Origin of the sequence: Thalassotalea mangrovi (assembly GCF_005116735.1) — a bacterium.
Taxonomy (GTDB): Bacteria; Pseudomonadota; Gammaproteobacteria; order Enterobacterales; family Alteromonadaceae; genus Thalassotalea_A; species Thalassotalea_A mangrovi.
In genome coordinates this window covers 24,662-43,205 of the sequence record NZ_SWDB01000028.1, presented here as the reverse complement: position 1 = coordinate 43,205, position 18,544 = coordinate 24,662, and the positions used below count along the sequence as shown (strand labels likewise).

Genomic DNA, 18,544 nt, shown 5'->3' with positions numbered 1-18,544 from the left:
TCGATAGAGCCTGATTGTGAGTTTTAACAACGACGATTATAAATACATGCAACGAGCGATAGAGCTGGCTAGGTGGGGAACTTACACCACGTCACCAAATCCTATGGTTGGCTGCGTATTAGTAAACGAGCAGCAAATCGTCGGTGAAGGATATCATGTCAAAGCGGGGCAGGGGCATGCGGAAGTGAACGCCCTGGCGATGGCACAGGAACGGGCTCAGGGAGCGACGGCCTACGTTACCCTGGAGCCTTGCAGCCATTATGGACGAACTCCTCCATGCGCCCGGGCTTTGATTGATGCTGGCGTCAAAAGAGTCATCATTGCGATGCAGGATCCGAATCCGCAGGTCAGTGGCCGTGGCATACAGTTACTGGAAGAGGCTGGGATAGCGACTCAATGTGGCTTGCTGGAGGAATCGGCACAGCAGTTAAATGCCGGATTCATTAAGCGCATGCAAACCGGATTACCAAGAGTGATTTGTAAATTAGCAAGCTCACTGGATGGTAAGATCGCGATGAAAAGTGGTGAAAGTAAATGGATTACTTCCAGCCAGTCACGCCAGGATGTGCAACGGCTGCGCGCCACAAGCTGTGCTATTATTTCTGGCGCCGATACAGTATTGGTTGATGATGCGCGATTTAGCGTGCGTTACGATGAGCTGGGGTTTGGACAACAGTATGTGGAGCCAGATAACCTGCGGCAGCCGATTCGGGTTATTATCGATAGCCGTTATCGATTGCATCCGCAGCTTGCGCTGTTTTCTCAGGCATCAAAAATTATAATCGTGCGCAGTCAGTATCAATTGCAGGCCGAGCCCGAGTGGCCAGAGCACGTGCAGGTAATTGATGTCGAAGGCGATGCCAATGGCAAGGTTGACCTGCAGCAACTTCTTCCCGTTCTCGGGCAGATGGAAATCAATAACCTGTTACTCGAATCTGGCGGCAACCTGGCGTCAGCGTTTATTCAGGCTGCACTGGTTGATGAGCTATGGTTATACCAGGCTCCTAAGTTGATGGGCGCCGACGCGATCAGTTTACTGGCACTTCCAGGGCTTGAAAAACTGGATCAGGCACAACATCTTACCATCAAAGATATTCGTAAAATTGGTCCGGATATTCGTATTCGTGCCAGTTTTGCCAATGAATAGGCAAATGAACATCCTATGTTTACCGGAATTATAGAAGCAACTGGACGAATTAAAGCAATTCAACGCCAACCGTCTGGTGCGCGCATTGAAATTGATGCTCAATCCCTTGATATGGGGGATGTGAAACTCGGCGATTCGATTGCGACCAATGGCATCTGCCTGACCGTCACGGACTTTACCACTAACAGTTTCAGTGCCGATGTGTCGCTGGAGACGCTGGAACGCACCGCATTTGGTAATTATCAGCCGGGCCAGCGGGTTAACCTGGAAAAGGCGATGTTGGCAACGTCAAGATTTGGCGGTCATATTGTTAGTGGTCATGTCGACGGCCTGGCGACCGTAACGGCGATCAGTGAGCGCGGTAATGCCTGGGAATACTGGTTACAGGTAGATAAATCGTTGCGAGCCTATATTGCTGAAAAAGGCTCGGTGACCATTGATGGCGTCAGCCTGACCGTGAACAGTGTCGTTGACGACAAATTTCGCCTGACCATCGTTCCTCATACCCGGGCCGAAACTATTATTGCCGAATATGGTGTTGGTCAACAGATTAATTTAGAAGTCGATGTGGTAGCCCGCTACGTAGAGAGACTTATGCAGTGCCGCGAGCAGACAGACGCAGGCTCGGGCATTAGTGAATCCTTATTAAGAAAAACTGGCTTTATTTAAGCCTGAACAAATCCTTAGAGGCAGTTATGAAATTTAATACTCCCCAGGAACTGATCGCGGATATTGCCCTTGGCAAGATGGTTATCCTGATGGACGATGAAGATCGGGAGAATGAAGGTGACTTCATTATGGCAGCAGAAAAAGTTACGCCGGAGGCGATTAACTTTATGGCTACGCATGGGCGTGGCCTGATTTGTATGCCGATGAGCAGAGAGCGTTGTGAAACGTTAAAATTACCTCTGATGGTTGACAATAATGAGGCACAGTTTACCACCAACTTCACCGTTTCGATTGAAGCCGCTACTGGTGTAACAACCGGTATTTCAGCGGCAGATAGAGCGACCACAGTGCTTGCTGCGGTAGCTAAAGATGCGGATCATACTTCCGTTGTGCAACCCGGTCATATCTTTCCGCTGGTTGCCAAAGATGGTGGTGTGTTAAACCGTGCCGGTCATACTGAAGCGGGTGTTGATTTGGCGCGTCTGGCAGGGTGTGAGCCAGCAGCGGTGATTGTCGAGATCCTCAATGAAGATGGTACTATGGCCCGTCGCAACGATCTGGAAATCATTGCCAAAAAACACGATTTAAAGATTGGCACTATCGCCGATCTAATCGAATACCGCAATGCTACTGAGACCACCATCCAACGAGTCAGCGAATGTAAGTTCCCGACTACCTTTGGCGAGTTTGATTTAGTGGCATTTACCGATACCATTGATGGCCAGTCCCATTTTGCCTTGATCAAAGGTGAGATAAATGCCGAAACGCCAACCCTGGTTCGGGTGCATTTAGAAAATACCTTTAAAGATTTACTCTACTGCCAACGCGGTAATGTGTCGTCCTGGCCGATCGCCAGCGCCTTGCAGCGCATTGCAGCGGAAGGGGGCGTACTGGTGCTGTTGGGTAAACACCAGACGCCACAGGCGTTAATCCAGCAGGTGAAAAAGTTTGCTATGCAGGATGCGGGTGAGGACGTTAAAGAAGTGAAAAAACACGTCGGTTCACGCAATGTTGGCGTCGGTTCGCAGATCCTTGCAAACCTTGGTGTCAGCAAAATGCGCTTGCTAAGTTCACAGACGAAATATCACTCTCTGTCAGGTTTTGGCCTGGAAATCGTCGAATATATTCACGAGTAAGCATTTACAGGGCGATCAGAAAAAATCCAGCTGCGGCTGGATTTTTTATTTTAGGGTCAATGGCTTGTGCTATGGTTAAAGGATTAATTTATTTGGAAAGTCTTTCCTGGCAGTATTGACTGTAGAACCACAGGAGAGCTTATGTTTCGACAGGCTTATCTTTACTTTATCTTATTGCTGTTGGTACTAATGGTGGGTTTCTGGCCCAGCTATTTTTCCAGGCTTAACCAGCAACATTCCTTCGCCCAACACTTTCATAGCGTCATCATGTTGCTCTGGTGCCTGCTGCTGATTTCCCAGGCCTGGCTAATGCGTCACAAACGCTTTTCGGTACATAAGCAGATGGGTCGCCTGTCCTTTATTCTCGGACCTCTGGTGGTCGTGTCGGCAACCTATGTGGCCTTTGATTTTATCGGCAAGGTGCCTTTGCCTCATCCTGAGCAAGTACTGGCTTTCCACTGGTTCGGTTTATTCCTGGCTGCGCTGTTTTTGTTCTTATTTGCGATGGCCATATACCATCGCAAAACCCCGGCTCTTCATGCCAGGTATATGATTGCTACTGCATTTGTGTTCCTGATGCCCGGATTTGGCCGGGCAGTCAGCAATATCAGTGATTATTTTGGCTATCAGCCGCCAAACTTTTTGTTATTACTGATGCTGCCGTTTCTTATCGGCGTGCTGCTGATCATAAGCGACTATAAAAAACGGCAAAATAGCAGGCCATTTATCTACTTTACCCTCGCCTGGGGGATCAATGTCTATCTGTTTGCCGCCCTGCCTAAAATGCAGTGGTGGGTCGATTTTAGCGCCTGGTGCCAGCAGTTGATGGTTTAATGATCATTGGATGGTTGTTAAATATTCAGATGCCCGGCAATCAGAATGAATTTTCAACAAGGACCTTTGGGCTGAATCCTGAATTACTTACCCGATCGCAGGCGGCTTAACAGGGTCACGGTTAAAAACACCAATGTGCCGAGGATCATTCCCAGGATTAAGGTGTAAAGGGGCGCAGCCAACCAGGCATACCAGGTACTGCCTGGCCAGCCTGTCACCAGGTGCAAAGTCTGCTCCTGCAAATGATGAAAATATTCGATGCCGTGGACTAAAATTCCACCACCGACTAAAAACATCGCAGCCGTTCCCAAAAATGACAATGCTTTCATCAGCCTGGGAGCAAAGCTTAATAGTCCATTACCCAGCCATTGACGCAATTTACCACGCCACCCGGATTTCGGGTTTTGCAAAAAATAGACGCCGAGATCATCGATTTTAACGATGCCTGCGACAAGCCCGTACACACCGATCGTCATGACCAGGGCAATCAGGGATACAACTGTGGCCTGGTCAATAAAAGGCCTGTGCTGTACCGTCCCCAGGGCGATAACAATGATTTCTGCGGATAGAATGAAATCGGTACGGATCGCACCTTTTATCTTATCTTTTTCATAGGCGACTAAATCCACCGATTCATCGGCCAGGGCATGAATGTCTTGCTGGTGTTGTTGCTCGTCATCCTCGCCATGAAAGCTGTGAAAGACTTTCTCGATCCCTTCAAAACAAAGATAGGCGCCACCTACAATAAGTAATGGGGTGATTAAGGCAGGGATAAATGCGCTGATTAACAACGCGGCCGGCACCAGGATGAGCTTATTGATCAACGAGCCTTTAGCAACCGCCCAGACAACCGGGAGTTCTCGTTCAGCCCTGACGCCGCTGACCTGTTGTGCATTCAACGCAAGATCATCGCCAAGCACACCAGCAGTTTTTTTTGCCGCTACCTTGGTCATTAAAGCCACATCGTCCAGAGCGACCGCAATTTTATCAATCAGTGCGAATAAACTTGAACCAGCCATAGTCATCCCTAAGTCAAAAAAATGTTAATGATAATGGGTGTAAAAAAGCCCTTGTGCAACACACAAGGGCTTTAAATTATTGAGTAAAGGCCTGAATGCGAGCCGTGATTCCTTCGGAATCGAGGCCGAGTTCGGCATGGATTTCCTGTTGTGTTCCGTGCTTGATAAATTCGTCTGGTATGCCGATGTGTAACAGTGGTTTATGGATCCCCTGTTGATTCAGGTACTCAGCGACAGCCGAACCGGCACCACCGGCGATGGCATTATCTTCGACGGTGACCAGGTAGTCATGGGTAGCCGCTAATTCGCGAATCTTGTCTTCATCCAGAGGTTTAACAAAGCGCATATCGACCAGAGTGGCATTTAGCGTTTCGGCGGTTATTTTCGCTTCTGCCAACATGGTACCGAACGATAGAATAGCAATCTTGTCACCGGATACAATGGTGTTTCCTTTACCGATTTCAATGGTTTCATTGATGTCCGGCAATGATGCTCCGGTACCACTGCCGCGTGGATAGCGAACTGCGGCCGGTTGCTGTAATCGATGCCCGGTATTTAACATTAAACGGCATTCCCCTTCGTCAGACGGCGTCATGATCACTAAATTCGGGATGCAACGCATGAAGGATAAATCAAATGCCCCCTGATGGGTTGGGCCATCGGCACCAACAATCCCGGCTCGATCAATAGCAAACAATACCGGCAAATTTTGAATGGCTACATCATGAATTAACTGATCGTAGGCACGTTGCAGAAAGCTTGAGTAAATTGCAACGACCGGATTATAACCGCCAATTGCTAGCCCTGCCGCAAACGTCACCGCGTGTTGTTCAGCAATGGCGACATCAAAGTATTGGTCAGGAAAACGCTGGCTAAACTCTACCATGCCTGAGCCTTCGCGCATCGCCGGGGTAATAGCCATCAGTTTATTGTCTTCTTCGGCAGTGGCGCACAGCCAGTCACCAAAGATCTTTGAATAGGTTGGCAAACTGGGCTTGCTCTTCGGCAGGGATTCGCTGCTAGGATCGAATTTTGGCACCGCATGATAACCAATCGGATCCTGTTCAGCCTGCTCGTAACCCTTTCCTTTTCGGGTCACAACATGCAGGATTTGCGGACCTTTCAGGTTGCGCATATTGCGAATCGTGTCGACCAGGCCATTGACATCATGGCCATCAATCGGACCAATATAGTTAAAGCCCAGTTCTTCAAAAAACGTACTGGGTACTACCATGCCTTTAAGATGTTCTTCCGCTTTTGAGGCCAGCTCCTTGATCGGTGGTATGGAGCCAAGAATGCGCTTTCCGCCTTCCCTCAGGCCGGTATAAAGACTGCCAGATAACAGCTTGGCAAGATGGTTGTTGAGGGCGCCAACGTTTTCTGAGATCGACATCTCGTTGTCATTTAATACAACCAGCATGTCTTTGTGAATATCGCCACCGTGATTTAACGCTTCAAATGCCATACCGGCGGTCATCGCCCCATCGCCAATAACAGCAACGGTTTTGCGATTCAGTCCTTCTTTTTCCGCGGCTACCGCCAATCCCAGTGCGGCAGAAATCGATGTTGATGAATGACCTACGCTAAGTACATCGTATTCACTTTCTTCACGCCAGGGGAACGGATGCAGGCCTTCTTTTTGGCGTATGGTATGCAATTGATCGCGCCGACCGGTAAGGATTTTATGAGGATATGCCTGGTGACCCACGTCCCAGATCAGGTGATCAAACGGCGTGTCATAGACATAATGCAAGGCGACGGTCAGTTCGATCGCACCCAGGCCCGAGGCAAAGTGGCCACTGCTTTTACTGACCGAGTTAAGCAGGTAACTGCGTAACTCATCACTGATCTGTTTCAGCTGATCCTGGGGAAACTCGCGCAGTTGTTGCGGCTTATCGATTTGCGCAATCAAAGGATAATTTTGAAGATCAATAGTCATAGATTCTTTCATTTAATGATCACGTTTGACGATAAACGTGGAAAAATTCGCTAAATTCTGTGTATTGTAGGGCAAACCATCTAAGGCGTGAAGTGAATTAGCGTATAACTCCTGCTCTTTTTGCTGAGCTCCGCTCAAGCCTAATAATGCCGGGTAGGTGGATTTATTGGCCTCGATATCCGATCCCGACGGCTTACCCAGGGTCGCTTCGCTGCTGGTAATGTCGATAATATCGTCATGTACCTGATACAACAGGCCAATGGTTTGCGCATATTGTTTAAGCAATGTCACATGCGCAGGATCGATGTCACTGACACATAATGTCGGCATTAATATCGCCGCTTCCAGCAAGGCACCGGTCTTTAATCGATGAATGCGTTCCAGGTGGTCCAGGTCAACCTGCTTATCGGTTGCCGCTAAATCCATCGCCTGGCCGCCACACATGCCCCGGTAACCGGAAGCCCGGGCCAGCATTTTCACTAACTGGATTTGCCCACGGGCATTAACGCTCTGAAAGTTGTGGCTGGCGACAATATCAAACGCCAATGTCTGCAGGCTGTCACCGGCAAGGATCGCTGTGGCTTCATCAAATTGCTTATGACAGGTTGGTTGACCGCGACGCAAATCATCATCATCCATCGCCGGTAAATCATCGTGCAACAATGAATAGGCATGAATACATTCCAGGGCTGCAGCGATAGGATCAAGGTCGGCTAATGCAACGCCGAGCATTTCTCCGGTGCTATAGGTAAGAAACGGACGCATCCGTTTACCGCCGATGAGCAAACCGTAATGCATGGCATCCATGAGTCGCGTATCGTTTAACGGCAACTGTGCCAGTTGTTGTTTCAGGAAGTCGTCAATTCGTTGTTGGTAGGTAGTTAAATTTGCTAAAGTTGCCACTAGCTATCGGACTCCGGGTCAGCAAATGGCTGCAATGGCGCCTGCTCATCGCGATTCATCAGAATTTGAATTTTCTGTTCGGCACTTGCCAGGGTTTTCTGGCTATGTTGACTTAACGCCAGTCCCCGCTCGAACAATTTCATTGAATCCTCGAGTGGCAAATCGCCTTGTTCTAATGCATTGACGATAGTTTCCAGCTCTGACATTGATTCTTCAAAGCTCAGATTTTCCGGCTTCTTCTTTGCCATAATTGCCCCAGTTTGTTATTCCCTTTTGTATCATTGCCAGCATTTTACCCTGTAATGGTCAGCTTACCAAGTCCATCGCAAATGCCCATCATAAAACGTAACGTGAGTAATAAAACTCAATAATCGATTGGCTATAGCCGTATCGATACAGGCAATTATTGACGGGTTGTGTATAATACTCTGATTTATAGCTTAACTGGCGTTATCAATGAAATTTATTGTTAAATTGCAATCGGAAATCACCATCAAATCCCGTCCGGTTCGCAAGCGTTTTACCAAAATCCTTGAATCCAACATTAAGAATGTGTTGCGTCGTGTCGATGAGCAGGTTCGTACCAAGATAAACTGGGACAGCATTGAAGTTACCAGCAAAAATACCAGTGCGGAAAACCGTCAGTTATTGATAGACACGTTAAAATGTATTCCCGGTATCCCACATTTTCTCGAAGTGCAGCAAAGTACCTTTTTGGATCTTGATGATATATTCAAAAAGACGCTGGCGGTTCATGGCCCGACGATTGAAGATAAATCGTTTTGTGTAAGGGCCAAACGCACCGGACAGCATGATTTCACTTCATTGCAACTGGAACAGTATGTTGGCGGTGGTTTAAACCAGCATGTTGAATCTGCTCGGGTACAGTTGCGTAAACCGGATGTGACCATTCGTTTAGAAGTGAACAAAGACCAGCTGTTCATTATCTCCCATCGTCACCAGGGGTTAGGGGGCTTCCCAATTGCTACCCAGGAAGATGTACTGTCTTTGATGTCCGGAGGTTTTGATTCCGGCGTTGCCAGTTATCAGATGATCCGCAAGGGCGCGCGTACCCATTTCTGTTTCTTTAATCTAGGTGGTTCAGCCCATGAAGTCGGAGTAAAACAGGTCAGTTACTATTTGTGGAATAAATATGGCGCGTCACACCGGGTGAAATTCTTCGCGGTGGATTTTGAACCAGTCGTTGCTGAGATTCTCGAAAAAATTGATAACGGCCAAATGGGCGTCGTATTAAAGCGTATGATGATGCGCGCCGCATCAATGATTGCCGAAAAACGTGGCATTCAATCACTGGTTACAGGTGAAGCGTTGGGACAGGTTTCATCACAAACCCTGACCAACCTGAACGTCATTGATCGGGTTACCGAAACCTTAATTCTGCGTCCATTAGTTGCGATGGATAAGCAGGAAATCATCGATATTGCCCGTGAAATCGGCACCGAAGATTTCGCCAAAACCATGCCGGAGTACTGTGGGGTGATATCCCAAAAACCAACGGTAAAAGCGGTATTGTCGCGCATCGAAGCCGAAGAAGAGAATTTTGATATGGAAATTCTTACCGATGTGGTGAGCCGAACTAAGATTCTCGACATGCGTGATATCGCCATGGAAACCGAAGAAGAAGTGGCGACGGTGGATAAGGTTGAAACCGTCGACAGTGCCGGCCACGACAACGTAGTAATCGATATCCGTTCGCCGGAAGAGGAAGATGCCAACCCACTCGAGTTAGACGATATTGAAGTGCAGCATATTCCGTTTTATAAACTGGCGACTCATTTTGGCGACCTGCCAACGGATAAAACCTATTTACTGTATTGCGATCGCGGCGTGATGAGTAAACTACAGGCCTTATATCTGCATGATAATGGCTTTGAAAATGTGAAGGTATATCGGCCGTAAGACAAAGGAAAGTCTGGGACTTTCCTTTTCGGTACACAATCAAAAACTGTTTCGGGTACGAGACGAAATACGTCTCTGAGGGCAAGTGAAGTTGCTGGTTACCCGGAGTAAAATTTTCAATTTTACGTACCCGGAATGAATCCTCCGATTCATGTACCCGCAACCCTAAAGAGGCGCCAACCTGGCGCCTCTGTACTTAGGTTTCAGTTAAAGCCCCAACACCATCTTACCTTGCTTAAAGACGATATCGACCGGAATTTTAGCTTTTTCCAGTTTCGCCAAATCGGCGGCTAATTGCTCTTTAATCATGCCCGATTCTTCCATCAACTTACCAACGCCGTCATAATCACCATCACCCTGCAGGGTAAGGATTAATTCCGATAAGGAATCAATCGCGGCGGTCATTTTCTCCATGTCGACGCTGTACAGTCCATTTTCATCACGAGAAAATGCACCGTTTTCGGCGAAATAATTAAAGCGAACCATATTGGCTTTACCATGAGCGCTGCTGGCGCCAAAACGGACCGAGCGGAAAATACCGGCCATGAAGGTGGTGTAATAGTCTTTTAACTCACCCTCACTAATCACTTTTTCAGCCAATAACTGGCGAACCATGTAAAGGCCTAGAATATCCGCCTTTCCTTCTTCCAGCGCCGAGGCATGTTCTTTTAACGCCTGACGCACTGTACCTTTATCGTTGATGGTATTTTTTATGCCCAGGCCATGTGCCACTTCATGAAACATAGTATTGGCAAAAAACGCGTTGAAAGTAACATGCTTACGATCGTCTTTGGCAATCAACTGTTCGGCAATCGGCACTAATATGGCGTCAAATTTTGCCTGCATTGCGTTTTTCAGTTGCAGGCGACGAGTCCCTTTTTCCAACTGCACCTGCTCGTCATTAGGCAGGTTAATGGCGATGGTTTTGCCTCCAGCATTGGAATGTCCGGCGTAATAAATCACGTCATAGGCATTTAAATCGGCATCGGATCCCGGCACTTCTTTTTTGTAAGCCTTTTTCACCGGCAAATCTTTTTGCAGCTTAGGCAGGTATTCAGCGTATTTGGCGAGTTTTTCGCTCCAGCTCATATCTTTGACTAACACATAAGATTCAAACGCACTGCGATAACCGAACAGCATATCTTCGTAGGTTTCGATTGGACCGATAACCACATCAATTGGGTTATTTTTCATATCCATCCAGGCCATATCCGATGCCTGGTAATCGTCATTACGCAATGCGTCGGCACGCATTTTTAAATAATTATTAAACTCTTTATCTTCAGCATAGGTTGCCGCCTTTTCTAAAATGGCAGCGGCTCGATTGATCCGATCGCTGTAGGCTTCGGAGTAGGGGATTGAGAAAAGGTTGCCCTCTTTATCCTGACGCACCAGGGTATACAGGGAGGTCTTGCCTTCGAACTCGGCTTTTTCAAACTCTTCTTTGCTCATTGATGGTGGGTAAAACTGCGCGCCGGCAGGCTTTTCATCGACTGAAGTTAAAAATGGCTTATCACCATCGAGGCGATCCCAGGGACCATAGTTGATTTCAACAAAGCGTTTCACTGCCGGGTCGTCAATTTGTTTAAGCAACTCAGCTTTGCCTTCACCGTAGGCCTGTAACCAGAATAATTCATCCATGATTTTTGACGCATCAATCAGTAATGACAGCATAGTGCGTTGATTATCGTTCAGATGACTCAGGTCGGTGTTAAGTTCCACTTCCTGATAGATATCGAGACGGTCTTTAAATTCCGGTTTTAAGGAAAGATTTTCGGTCGAGGCTTGTGCTGTGAAACCACAAACACTGGTCGCAAGAACGATTGCTGCACTTAAGCGAGAAAGATTTTTTATGGCCAGCATACATTTACTCCATAATTAGTACTGGTGTTCAGAGGCCCTGAATACGGGTATCTATTGTTTGCTGAAAGACTAGAAAATTATCAACGCAATAGCAACATAATGCGTGCTGGATTGTTAAAAACTAAGCAAAGACGCGAATTTTGCGATAAGTTATCAGAGGAGTTCTGATAACTTGATGAAGGAATGGTTATGAAACATATTGTTATTTCGTTTTTAGGTAAGGATAAACCCGGTATCGTTGATACCCTGGCGAAAGTCATTAAACAGCATCATGGCAACTGGCAGACATCCAGTATGCGTAAGTTATCAGGTTTTTTTGCCGGCATTTTGGAAGTATCGGTCGACAACGAACATGGTGATGCACTTGTCGCGGCGCTAAAGGATATCGAGGGATTGCAAGTATCAACAGCCATCAGCGAACCTGAGCTTGAGAAGGAAGAGACCATTCGACTGGACCTAACGGCCAATGATCGCACCGGCATCATTACCGAAATATCGTCGGTGATTCATGCCCAGGGCGGTAACCTGGTGAAACTGGTGAGTACCCAGGGGAATGCCCCGCATTTTGGCCAAAAACTTTTTAAGGCTACGGCAACCGTTGCCATTAGCGGTGATGAGCACATAGAGTCATTGGTGAATGCGTTGGAAGACATTGCTAATGATCTTATCGTCGACGTGATTGTTAGTTAACAAACACATCGACTAGCCGTAAGCCGTAAGCCGTAAGCTATAAGCTGTAAGACGTAAGTAAGAGCAAAAACTAGGCGGTAACGCTGTAAGGCTGCAAGGCTGTAAAGTAAGAGCCGCTTTTTCCTTACAGCTTTAAAACTCTATAGCCTTAAAGCCTCTCTGCTTTTTTCTTACCGCTTAAAGCTTACCGCTCAATTCAACCAATTTAGATGGTTGAATTAAAGCAGACCCAACTTCTTCATTTCTTTTTCCGCAATGTCTGCAGGAAGAGGAATGTAACCGTCTTTCTCAACAATTTTCTGACCGGTTTTAGAAAGCAGCATTTTCAAAAATTCCGCTTCTTTCGGTGCCAGTGGCTTGCTTGGGTGCTTATTTACGTAGACGTACAGGTAACGGGACAGTGGATATTCACCAGACGTGGCATTTTCCATGTTTGCGTCTACAAAATCGGTACCGCGCTTGCTCAGTGGCAGGGCGCGAACACCTGAAGTTTTATAACCAATACCCGAATAACCGATACCGTTAAGTGATGCTGATACCGATTGTACCACTGAGGCAGAACCTGGCTGTTCGTTAACGGTATTTTTGAAATCGCCTTTACACAGGGCTTCGTCTTTAAAATAGCCGTAGGTACCAGATACGGAATTACGTCCATATAGCTGGATGTCTTTATCTTCCCAGTCGCCAGTCAGTGCTAAATCGCCCCAACGGTCGATGTCTTTTTCACCTTTACATTTACGGTTACTTGAGAAAATCGCATCTACCTGTTGAATGCTTAATCCTTCAATTGGGTTATCTTTGTGCACAAACACCGCCAATGCATCAATAGCGACTCGTACTGGTGTTGGCTTATAACCGAATTTCTTTTCAAACGCCTGGATTTCTTTTGACTTCATTTTACGACTCATTGGACCCAGGTTTGACGTCGCTTCGGTCAAAGCCGGTGGCGCCGTAGAAGAACCGGCCGCCTGGATCTGAATGTTCACGCTTGGATAATTGCGCTTAAATTCTTCCGCCCAGAAGGTCATCATATTAGCCAGGGTATCGGAACCAACAGAAGAAAGGTTGCCAGAAATACCGCTTACTTTCTTGTATTCAGGTAGGTTTTCATCCAATGCCATGACCGATTGGCTGGTAAAAGTGGCAACAGCAAAGCTAACTGCTGTTAAAACTCGTTTAATCGTCATTGTATTCTCCAAAGACTTAATTCGATTAAAAAATTCAAATTCATCTTAAGAAAGAATTATGACGCTTTTATGACAAAGGTAAAAAAATTCCCAATTAACAAATACAACTTAACCAGCGTGATAGTAAGAGTGCTTAAGGCATATGACGTCCAGGTGTCAGTTTGATGAAGGTTTTATGTTAACAGCATGTAAACCTTCATCAATTCATCAAAAAACTGACAAAAAAATGTCACATTGTCACAAAAGTGTCATATTCGGATGTCACAATGCGCTCAATTAAAAATTACTAGGGGCTGTTGCTCATTTCTGAACAACCGTCTCAACCTTGCTAATAAATCTTTAGGGTAGCGCAATGAACTTAGTAAAATCTTCTGCAGCTTTAGCTGTATTAACTGTATTTTCTTCTGCAGCCATGGCTGAAAATGAATTTTACGGTAAAGCCAATGTTACTGTTCAACTTTCAGATGAAGGTGAAGGCAGTTTCACAGAAGTGAAAAGTAATGCATCTCGTTTAGGGGTTAATTCTCACTACGATATTAATGATGACTTGAAAGTGATTGTTAAATTCGAAGTACAGGTTGACGTTGACGGTGAAGGCGATGAGAATATTTCTGGTCGTAATCAATATGTTGGTTTAGAAGGTAACTTCGGTAAGGTCGTATTGGGTAAGAACGATACCGTTACCAAACAGTCTCAGGGTAAAGTTGACCTGTTCAACGATATGGAAGGCGATATCAAAAATATCTTCCAGGGTGAAAACCGCCTTCGTGATACGGTTACCTACAAAACACCAATGTTTGGTGAATTCCAGTTGGGCCTGACTTATGTAACTAACGGTAGTGCGAACGAAGATGATGAAGGCGTAAGTGCGGCGTTATTTTACGGTGACAATGGCCTGAAACGCACCAACTGGTTTGCTTCTGTTGCCATGGATCGTGATGTTAAGGGCTACGATGTAAACCGCGCAACCGTATCCACTAAGCTTGCTGGTGTTACCTTAGGTGCGATGATCCAGAATCAGGAAAACCTGGAATCTGGTGAAGAAATGGACGGTTACTTTGTATCTGCGAAGTACAGCATTAACGACTGGGATTTGAAAGGTCAGTTCCAGAGCGGTAACTTTGAACTGGAAGACTTAGGCTTGGTAACCGACACCGATGCGACCGGTTATACCTTTGGTGTGGATTATAAGCTTGCTAAAAACGCTAAGTTAATGGCTTTTTACACCGACTACCAGTTTGACGATGCTACCGATCGTAACTACTTCGGTACAGGTATTGAATACAAGTTCTAAACCAGTCGTTTACTGGCGAAAAAGCCGCGTTTTTACGCGGTTTTTTTATGTGCAGACAAAAACGAATTTTCATCTCTTGGTAATACCCGGTTTACCCCTTTCTATTACTTAATTTAACAACAAGTTTTCGCGTTAGTTTAGAAAGCAATTCGATGCATTGACTCGCTTTAATTCTGGCGAGAAGTATTTAAACGATTCCGTCTGGCGATAATACCGTTGAAAACATCGTTAATGTGCGTTGGGTAATCAGACTGACTGCGATTGTGTAATAATCTTATCCGATAACTGCTATGATCTTTTTGTGAACATTGTCATAAAAGTGTCACGTTCTGTTGGCAAAATGGTTAAAGTTTAGGTTATCGACTTTGTCAGGAAGGATTATGAACCGACAAATACTAGTGGTTGAAGACGAAACCCCAATCCGGGAAATGATTACTTTTGTGTTAGAACAAAATGGCTTTAATACCATCGAGGCCGCCGATTATGAAGAGGCAAAGGCCTGCCTGGTCGATCCGCTTCCGGACCTGGTGTTGCTGGACTGGATGTTACCGGGTGGCAGTGGTATCAAAATTGCCAGGGAAATCAAACAGCAGGAGTACACCCGGCAAATTCCAATCATCATGTTAACCGCCCGATCCGATGAAGATGATAAAGTTAAAGGCTTTGAAATTGGCGTTGATGACTATGTCACTAAGCCTTTTTCACCAAAAGAACTGATCGCCCGTATCAAAGCGGTAATTCGTCGGGTGGCACCGACAGCGTTGGAAGAGCTTATTGAGTTTAAAGGGTTAAGTCTGGACCCGGTTTCGCATCGAGTCGCAATCAATGACAAACCGATCGAATTGGGGCCGACCGAGTTTAAGATGTTGCACTTTTTTATGACCCATCCCGAGAGAGTTTACTCGCGAGAACAATTACTTGATAATGTCTGGGGGACAAACGTTTACGTTGAAGATCGTACCGTTGATGTTCATATTCGTCGCTTGCGTAAATCGATTGCCGGTAATGGTCATGAAGAGTTTGTGCAAACCGTACGAGGCGCCGGTTACCGGTTCTCCAGCAGAGTAAATTAATAAAATATGATCTACCGCTTTTCGAAAAAGCAGTTTTTTAGCCGAATACTTCTGGTTATTAGTGCTCTGGTCGTGGTTGGCCTGTTGTTCGACCAACTGCAACTAGTGTTGTTAATTGGCGCGACAATCGCCCTGACCTGGAATTACAAGCATCTGCTTAAGCTGGTTACCTGGCTATGGCAAAAAAAGCTTATATCACCGCCAGAGTCCACCGGTATCTGGGGCCATGTCTACGATGGCATTTATCGTCGTACTCAGAAATACCGACGAAAGCAGCGTGATCTTAATGCCCGTATTCGCGAGTTTCGTGATGGTGCGGAAGCGCTACCAGATGCCGCCATCGTTCTTGGTCTTGATTACAGTATTCGCTGGTCGAATAAAAAAGCCAGTTATCTGCTTGGTATTCGTTGGCCGATGGATAATGGTCAGCGCATTACTAACCTGGTACGCTCGCCAGAGCTGGCGACATACATCGGTAAGCAAGACTTTTCAAACCCTTGCACTTTACTCTCCCCAGAGCATCAGCACCAGCGCATTGAAATGCGGTTTATGCCCTATGGGGATGAGCAATACCTGCTTCTTGCCCGGGATGTGAGTCAATCACACCGGGTGGAAAAAATGCGACGTGACTTTGTTGCCAATGTCTCCCATGAATTAAAAACACCACTGACTGTGGTGCGTGGTTATATGGAGATGATTCAGGAGCAAACCGACGAATTTTCAGCGCACTGGGCGCGTACCTTTAACACCATTGAACAACAGGTAACCCGCATGGACAGGCTGGTTGAGCAACTGTTGATATTGTCCCGGGTCGAAGTCAATGCCGACCTGGAGGTCAGGGCCATGATCAATGTGCCTGACTTAATTGCGGCATTAATTGATGATGTTCAGGTGTTAAACAAAGACAAGCAACATAAACTGGTATTTGACATTGACGAGTCACTCGGCTTGAAAGGTAATGAGTCGGAATTAAAAAGTGCATTTGCCAACCTATTAGTCAATGCCATTAACTACACCCCGGACGGCGGTGAAATCAAAGTAAGCTGGCAGCGGCTGGGGAAATATTGTGTTTATCAGGTAACGGATAATGGCGTTGGTATTCGCGAAGACGACATCAAACGATTAACCGAGCGCTTTTACCGGGTCGATAAATCCCGTTCCCGTGATACCGGTGGTACCGGCCTTGGGCTGGCGATCGTTAAACATGTGGCCCAGCATCACAACGCCGAATTGTTAATTAGCAGTGTGTTGCATCGGGGATCGACCTTTAAAATTGAATTTCCCGCCCACGACAGTTTCATACTTGGCGAAAACTATTCACACCCAGTCGGTCAGTAGCTTGTCGCTTTAAGAGAACAGGCTCTGAACGTTTTTCTATCGTTCAATAAAGCTCCCTTGAATTGTCATTACTAGCGGACTCGGCGTTGTTTCTGATAGTTATTCCTATCAGACCCCAGGTAAAAATATCCAGCCCAGAACTAAATTAATCACAGTGATGATAAATGAGGCGACTATCGTAGCGCCAAAACTTTCGATTTCAAAATCGTCGAGTAATTGATCGGTAAGCCAGAGCAGAAACGCATTAAGGATAAACACAAACAGGCCAAACGAGATGATGATCAATGGCATCGAAATAATCACCAGCAACCAGAATAAGAGAATATCAGCGATGCTATAAACGATCGCTACTACCACAGCGGTCCAGAAACTTTTCAGATGAATCGACGACATCATTTTCGAAACTAAAAAAATAGATATACTCAGCAATAAAATATTGGTTATGATGCCCATCTCAAATTCTTCTCAGTAAAGATCCCCGATGTTCAATTAAGGGGACAGGAATATTTCCATGTGGTTTAAAAATTTATATATTTTTGCATTTACCCGTCCATTTACCATAAACGAAGACGAGCTTGAAAGCCAACTCCAGGAAAACCAGTTTCGTCCGTGTGGCAAAACCGAAATGTCACATTTTGGCTGGAGCAATGCACTAGGTAAACACGGCCAGCGTCTACTTCATCATGCTAATGGCTGTTTTTTGTTGTCGGCTCGCAAGGAAGAGAAAATCCTGCCAGCATCGGTAGTTAAAGAAGCACTTGACGAGAAAGTAGAACAGCTTGAACAGGAGCATTCTCGCAAAGCTACCAAAAAAGAAAAAGAACAATTTAAAGAAGATATTACCTTTGAGTTGTTGCCGCGAGCATTTTCCCGGATTAGTGATACCCAGGGATATATCTGCCCGGCCAAAAACATTATTGTCATCAATACCTCGTCACGCTCTAAAGCGGAAGACTTTCTTGCGCTACTGCGCAAATCGCTGGGCAGTTTACCGGTAACCTCATTCGCCCCGGAAACCGGCGCTGAAACTATTATGACCAGTTGGTTATTAGAGCAGAACCTGCCGGAACAATTTTTAATTGGTTTTGAAGGTGAGTTAAAAGCGCTGGGTGAAGATGCGGCAATAATCCGCTGCAAAAACCAGGATTTACTGTCTGATGAAATGCTCGCTCATTTAAATACCGATAAACAGGTGGTGAAAATCGCCTTTGACTGGGATCAAACCCTGTCTTGTGTCCTGGCCGATGATTTAAGCGTGAAGCGGGTTAAATTCTTTGATGTCATCCACGAACAAAATGCCGATATCCAGAGTGACGACATCCTGGTAAAAATTGATGCAGATTTTACCCTGATGACAGGCGAGCTAAATCGCTTTATTGATGATTTATTGACGCAGTTTGGCTTGCGCACCGATAGCTACCTGGAAACAGAATAAGAGAGCAGAATAGATAGCCAAACAGCTGGCTATTTCAAGCAAAATAAAAGCCCGGTTTGTGTAAACAAACCGGGCTTTATCATATCTACATTGGAAT

17 protein-coding genes are annotated in these 18,544 nt (G+C 46.0%); 10 read left to right on the top strand and 7 right to left on the bottom strand.

Features of this window, described 5'->3' with window-relative positions:
- Window positions 1–16 precede the first annotated feature (16 nt).
- From ribD to E8M12_RS11460, 4 genes are all read left to right on the top strand, one after another.
- A complete protein-coding gene (ribD, locus tag E8M12_RS11475; protein WP_281277716.1) occupies window positions 17–1,147 on the top strand; it encodes a bifunctional diaminohydroxyphosphoribosylaminopyrimidine deaminase/5-amino-6-(5-phosphoribosylamino)uracil reductase RibD in 1,131 nt (376 codons plus the stop codon).
- A gap of 15 nt (window positions 1,148–1,162) precedes the next feature.
- Window positions 1,163–1,816, top strand: a complete 654-nt coding sequence (locus E8M12_RS11470; RefSeq protein ID WP_136736287.1) for a riboflavin synthase — start codon at window positions 1,163–1,165, stop codon at window positions 1,814–1,816.
- Window positions 1,817–1,842: 26 nt separating this feature from the next.
- Entirely contained in the window at window positions 1,843–2,952 is a 1,110-nt protein-coding gene (gene ribBA, locus E8M12_RS11465; RefSeq protein WP_136736286.1) for a bifunctional 3,4-dihydroxy-2-butanone-4-phosphate synthase/GTP cyclohydrolase II, read from the top strand.
- Window positions 2,953–3,093: 141 nt separating this feature from the next.
- Window positions 3,094–3,786 (top strand): hypothetical protein, encoded by a 693-nt coding sequence (locus E8M12_RS11460; RefSeq protein ID WP_136736285.1) that lies wholly within the window; start codon window positions 3,094–3,096, stop codon window positions 3,784–3,786.
- Between the two features lie 83 nt (window positions 3,787–3,869).
- Here the strand turns inward: E8M12_RS11460 and E8M12_RS11455 are convergent, their stop codons facing one another.
- The 4 genes from E8M12_RS11455 to xseB all read right to left on the bottom strand — a co-directional run bounded on the left by E8M12_RS11455 (window position 3,870) and on the right by xseB (window position 7,895).
- Window positions 3,870–4,805 carry a DUF808 domain-containing protein gene (locus E8M12_RS11455; RefSeq protein ID WP_136736284.1) on the bottom strand — a complete coding sequence of 312 codons (936 nt, stop codon included), beginning with the start codon at window positions 4,803–4,805 and terminating at the stop codon, window positions 3,870–3,872.
- A 76-nt stretch (window positions 4,806–4,881) separates the two neighbouring features.
- Entirely contained in the window at window positions 4,882–6,744 is a 1,863-nt protein-coding gene (dxs, locus tag E8M12_RS11450) for a 1-deoxy-D-xylulose-5-phosphate synthase (RefSeq protein ID WP_136736283.1), read from the bottom strand.
- 12 nt (window positions 6,745–6,756) lie between these two features.
- Complete coding sequence (gene ispA, locus E8M12_RS11445) at window positions 6,757–7,647, bottom strand: (2E,6E)-farnesyl diphosphate synthase (RefSeq protein WP_136736282.1); 891 nt, start codon at window positions 7,645–7,647, stop codon at window positions 6,757–6,759.
- Entirely contained in the window at window positions 7,647–7,895 is a 249-nt protein-coding gene (gene xseB, locus E8M12_RS11440; protein ID WP_136736281.1) for an exodeoxyribonuclease VII small subunit, read from the bottom strand. Before xseB ends, ispA begins: the two co-directional genes overlap by 1 nt.
- Before the next feature lie 208 nt (window positions 7,896–8,103).
- Here xseB and thiI point away from each other — a divergent pair, with 208 nt between their 5' ends.
- The gene (gene thiI, locus E8M12_RS11435) at window positions 8,104–9,567 is read left to right on the top strand and encodes a tRNA uracil 4-sulfurtransferase ThiI (protein WP_136736280.1); all 1,464 of its coding nucleotides are present in this window, start codon (window positions 8,104–8,106) and stop codon (window positions 9,565–9,567) included.
- A 207-nt stretch (window positions 9,568–9,774) separates the two neighbouring features.
- Here the strand turns inward: thiI and E8M12_RS11430 are convergent, their stop codons facing one another.
- The gene (locus E8M12_RS11430; RefSeq protein WP_136736279.1) at window positions 9,775–11,430 is read right to left on the bottom strand and encodes a DUF8614 domain-containing protein; all 1,656 of its coding nucleotides are present in this window, start codon (window positions 11,428–11,430) and stop codon (window positions 9,775–9,777) included.
- A gap of 189 nt (window positions 11,431–11,619) precedes the next feature.
- Here E8M12_RS11430 and E8M12_RS11425 point away from each other — a divergent pair, with 189 nt between their 5' ends.
- Complete coding sequence (locus E8M12_RS11425) at window positions 11,620–12,120, top strand: glycine cleavage system transcriptional repressor (protein ID WP_136736278.1); 501 nt, start codon at window positions 11,620–11,622, stop codon at window positions 12,118–12,120.
- A gap of 218 nt (window positions 12,121–12,338) precedes the next feature.
- On the opposite strand, the gene E8M12_RS11420 is transcribed toward E8M12_RS11425, so the two are convergent.
- Window positions 12,339–13,307 (bottom strand): PstS family phosphate ABC transporter substrate-binding protein, encoded by a 969-nt coding sequence (locus E8M12_RS11420; RefSeq protein ID WP_136736277.1) that lies wholly within the window; start codon window positions 13,305–13,307, stop codon window positions 12,339–12,341.
- Window positions 13,308–13,659: 352 nt separating this feature from the next.
- On the opposite strand from E8M12_RS11420, the gene E8M12_RS11415 reads away from it, so the two are divergent.
- From E8M12_RS11415 to phoR, 3 genes are all read left to right on the top strand, one after another.
- Window positions 13,660–14,601, top strand: a complete 942-nt coding sequence (locus E8M12_RS11415) for a porin (protein ID WP_136736276.1) — start codon at window positions 13,660–13,662, stop codon at window positions 14,599–14,601.
- A gap of 380 nt (window positions 14,602–14,981) precedes the next feature.
- Entirely contained in the window at window positions 14,982–15,674 is a 693-nt protein-coding gene (gene phoB / locus E8M12_RS11410) for a phosphate regulon transcriptional regulator PhoB (RefSeq protein WP_136736275.1), read from the top strand.
- A 6-nt stretch (window positions 15,675–15,680) separates the two neighbouring features.
- The gene (phoR, locus tag E8M12_RS11405; protein ID WP_136736274.1) at window positions 15,681–17,012 is read left to right on the top strand and encodes a phosphate regulon sensor histidine kinase PhoR; all 1,332 of its coding nucleotides are present in this window, start codon (window positions 15,681–15,683) and stop codon (window positions 17,010–17,012) included.
- Between the two features lie 108 nt (window positions 17,013–17,120).
- Here phoR and E8M12_RS11400 read toward each other — a convergent pair whose 3' ends face one another.
- Complete coding sequence (locus E8M12_RS11400; RefSeq protein WP_136736273.1) at window positions 17,121–17,465, bottom strand: phage holin family protein; 345 nt, start codon at window positions 17,463–17,465, stop codon at window positions 17,121–17,123.
- Between the two features lie 58 nt (window positions 17,466–17,523).
- Here E8M12_RS11400 and rdgC point away from each other — a divergent pair, with 58 nt between their 5' ends.
- Window positions 17,524–18,447, top strand: coding sequence for a recombination-associated protein RdgC (rdgC, locus tag E8M12_RS11395; protein ID WP_136736272.1), 924 nt, complete (start codon window positions 17,524–17,526; stop codon window positions 18,445–18,447).
- Window positions 18,448–18,544: the final 97 nt, after the last annotated feature.

Bases quoted from the DNA above. Each gene is read 5' to 3' on its own strand.
- E8M12_RS11470 (WP_136736287.1), top strand. From the start codon at position 1,163: ATGTTTACCGGAATTATAGAAGCAACTGGACGAATTAAAGCAATTCAA.
- ribBA (WP_136736286.1), top strand. From the start codon at position 1,843: ATGAAATTTAATACTCCCCAGGAACTGATCGCGGATATTGCCCTTGGC.
- E8M12_RS11460 (WP_136736285.1), top strand. From the start codon at position 3,094: ATGTTTCGACAGGCTTATCTTTACTTTATCTTATTGCTGTTGGTACTA.
- E8M12_RS11455 (WP_136736284.1), bottom strand. From the start codon at position 4,805: ATGGCTGGTTCAAGTTTATTCGCACTGATTGATAAAATTGCGGTCGCT.
- dxs (WP_136736283.1), bottom strand. From the start codon at position 6,744: ATGACTATTGATCTTCAAAATTATCCTTTGATTGCGCAAATCGATAAG.
- xseB (WP_136736281.1), bottom strand. From the start codon at position 7,895: ATGGCAAAGAAGAAGCCGGAAAATCTGAGCTTTGAAGAATCAATGTCA.
- thiI (WP_136736280.1), top strand. From the start codon at position 8,104: ATGAAATTTATTGTTAAATTGCAATCGGAAATCACCATCAAATCCCGT.
- E8M12_RS11430 (WP_136736279.1), bottom strand. From the start codon at position 11,430: ATGCTGGCCATAAAAAATCTTTCTCGCTTAAGTGCAGCAATCGTTCTT.
- E8M12_RS11425 (WP_136736278.1), top strand. From the start codon at position 11,620: ATGAAACATATTGTTATTTCGTTTTTAGGTAAGGATAAACCCGGTATC.
- E8M12_RS11420 (WP_136736277.1), bottom strand. From the start codon at position 13,307: ATGACGATTAAACGAGTTTTAACAGCAGTTAGCTTTGCTGTTGCCACT.
- E8M12_RS11415 (WP_136736276.1), top strand. From the start codon at position 13,660: ATGAACTTAGTAAAATCTTCTGCAGCTTTAGCTGTATTAACTGTATTT.
- phoB (WP_136736275.1), top strand. From the start codon at position 14,982: ATGAACCGACAAATACTAGTGGTTGAAGACGAAACCCCAATCCGGGAA.
- phoR (WP_136736274.1), top strand. From the start codon at position 15,681: ATGATCTACCGCTTTTCGAAAAAGCAGTTTTTTAGCCGAATACTTCTG.
- E8M12_RS11400 (WP_136736273.1), bottom strand. From the start codon at position 17,465: ATGGGCATCATAACCAATATTTTATTGCTGAGTATATCTATTTTTTTA.
- rdgC (WP_136736272.1), top strand. From the start codon at position 17,524: ATGTGGTTTAAAAATTTATATATTTTTGCATTTACCCGTCCATTTACC.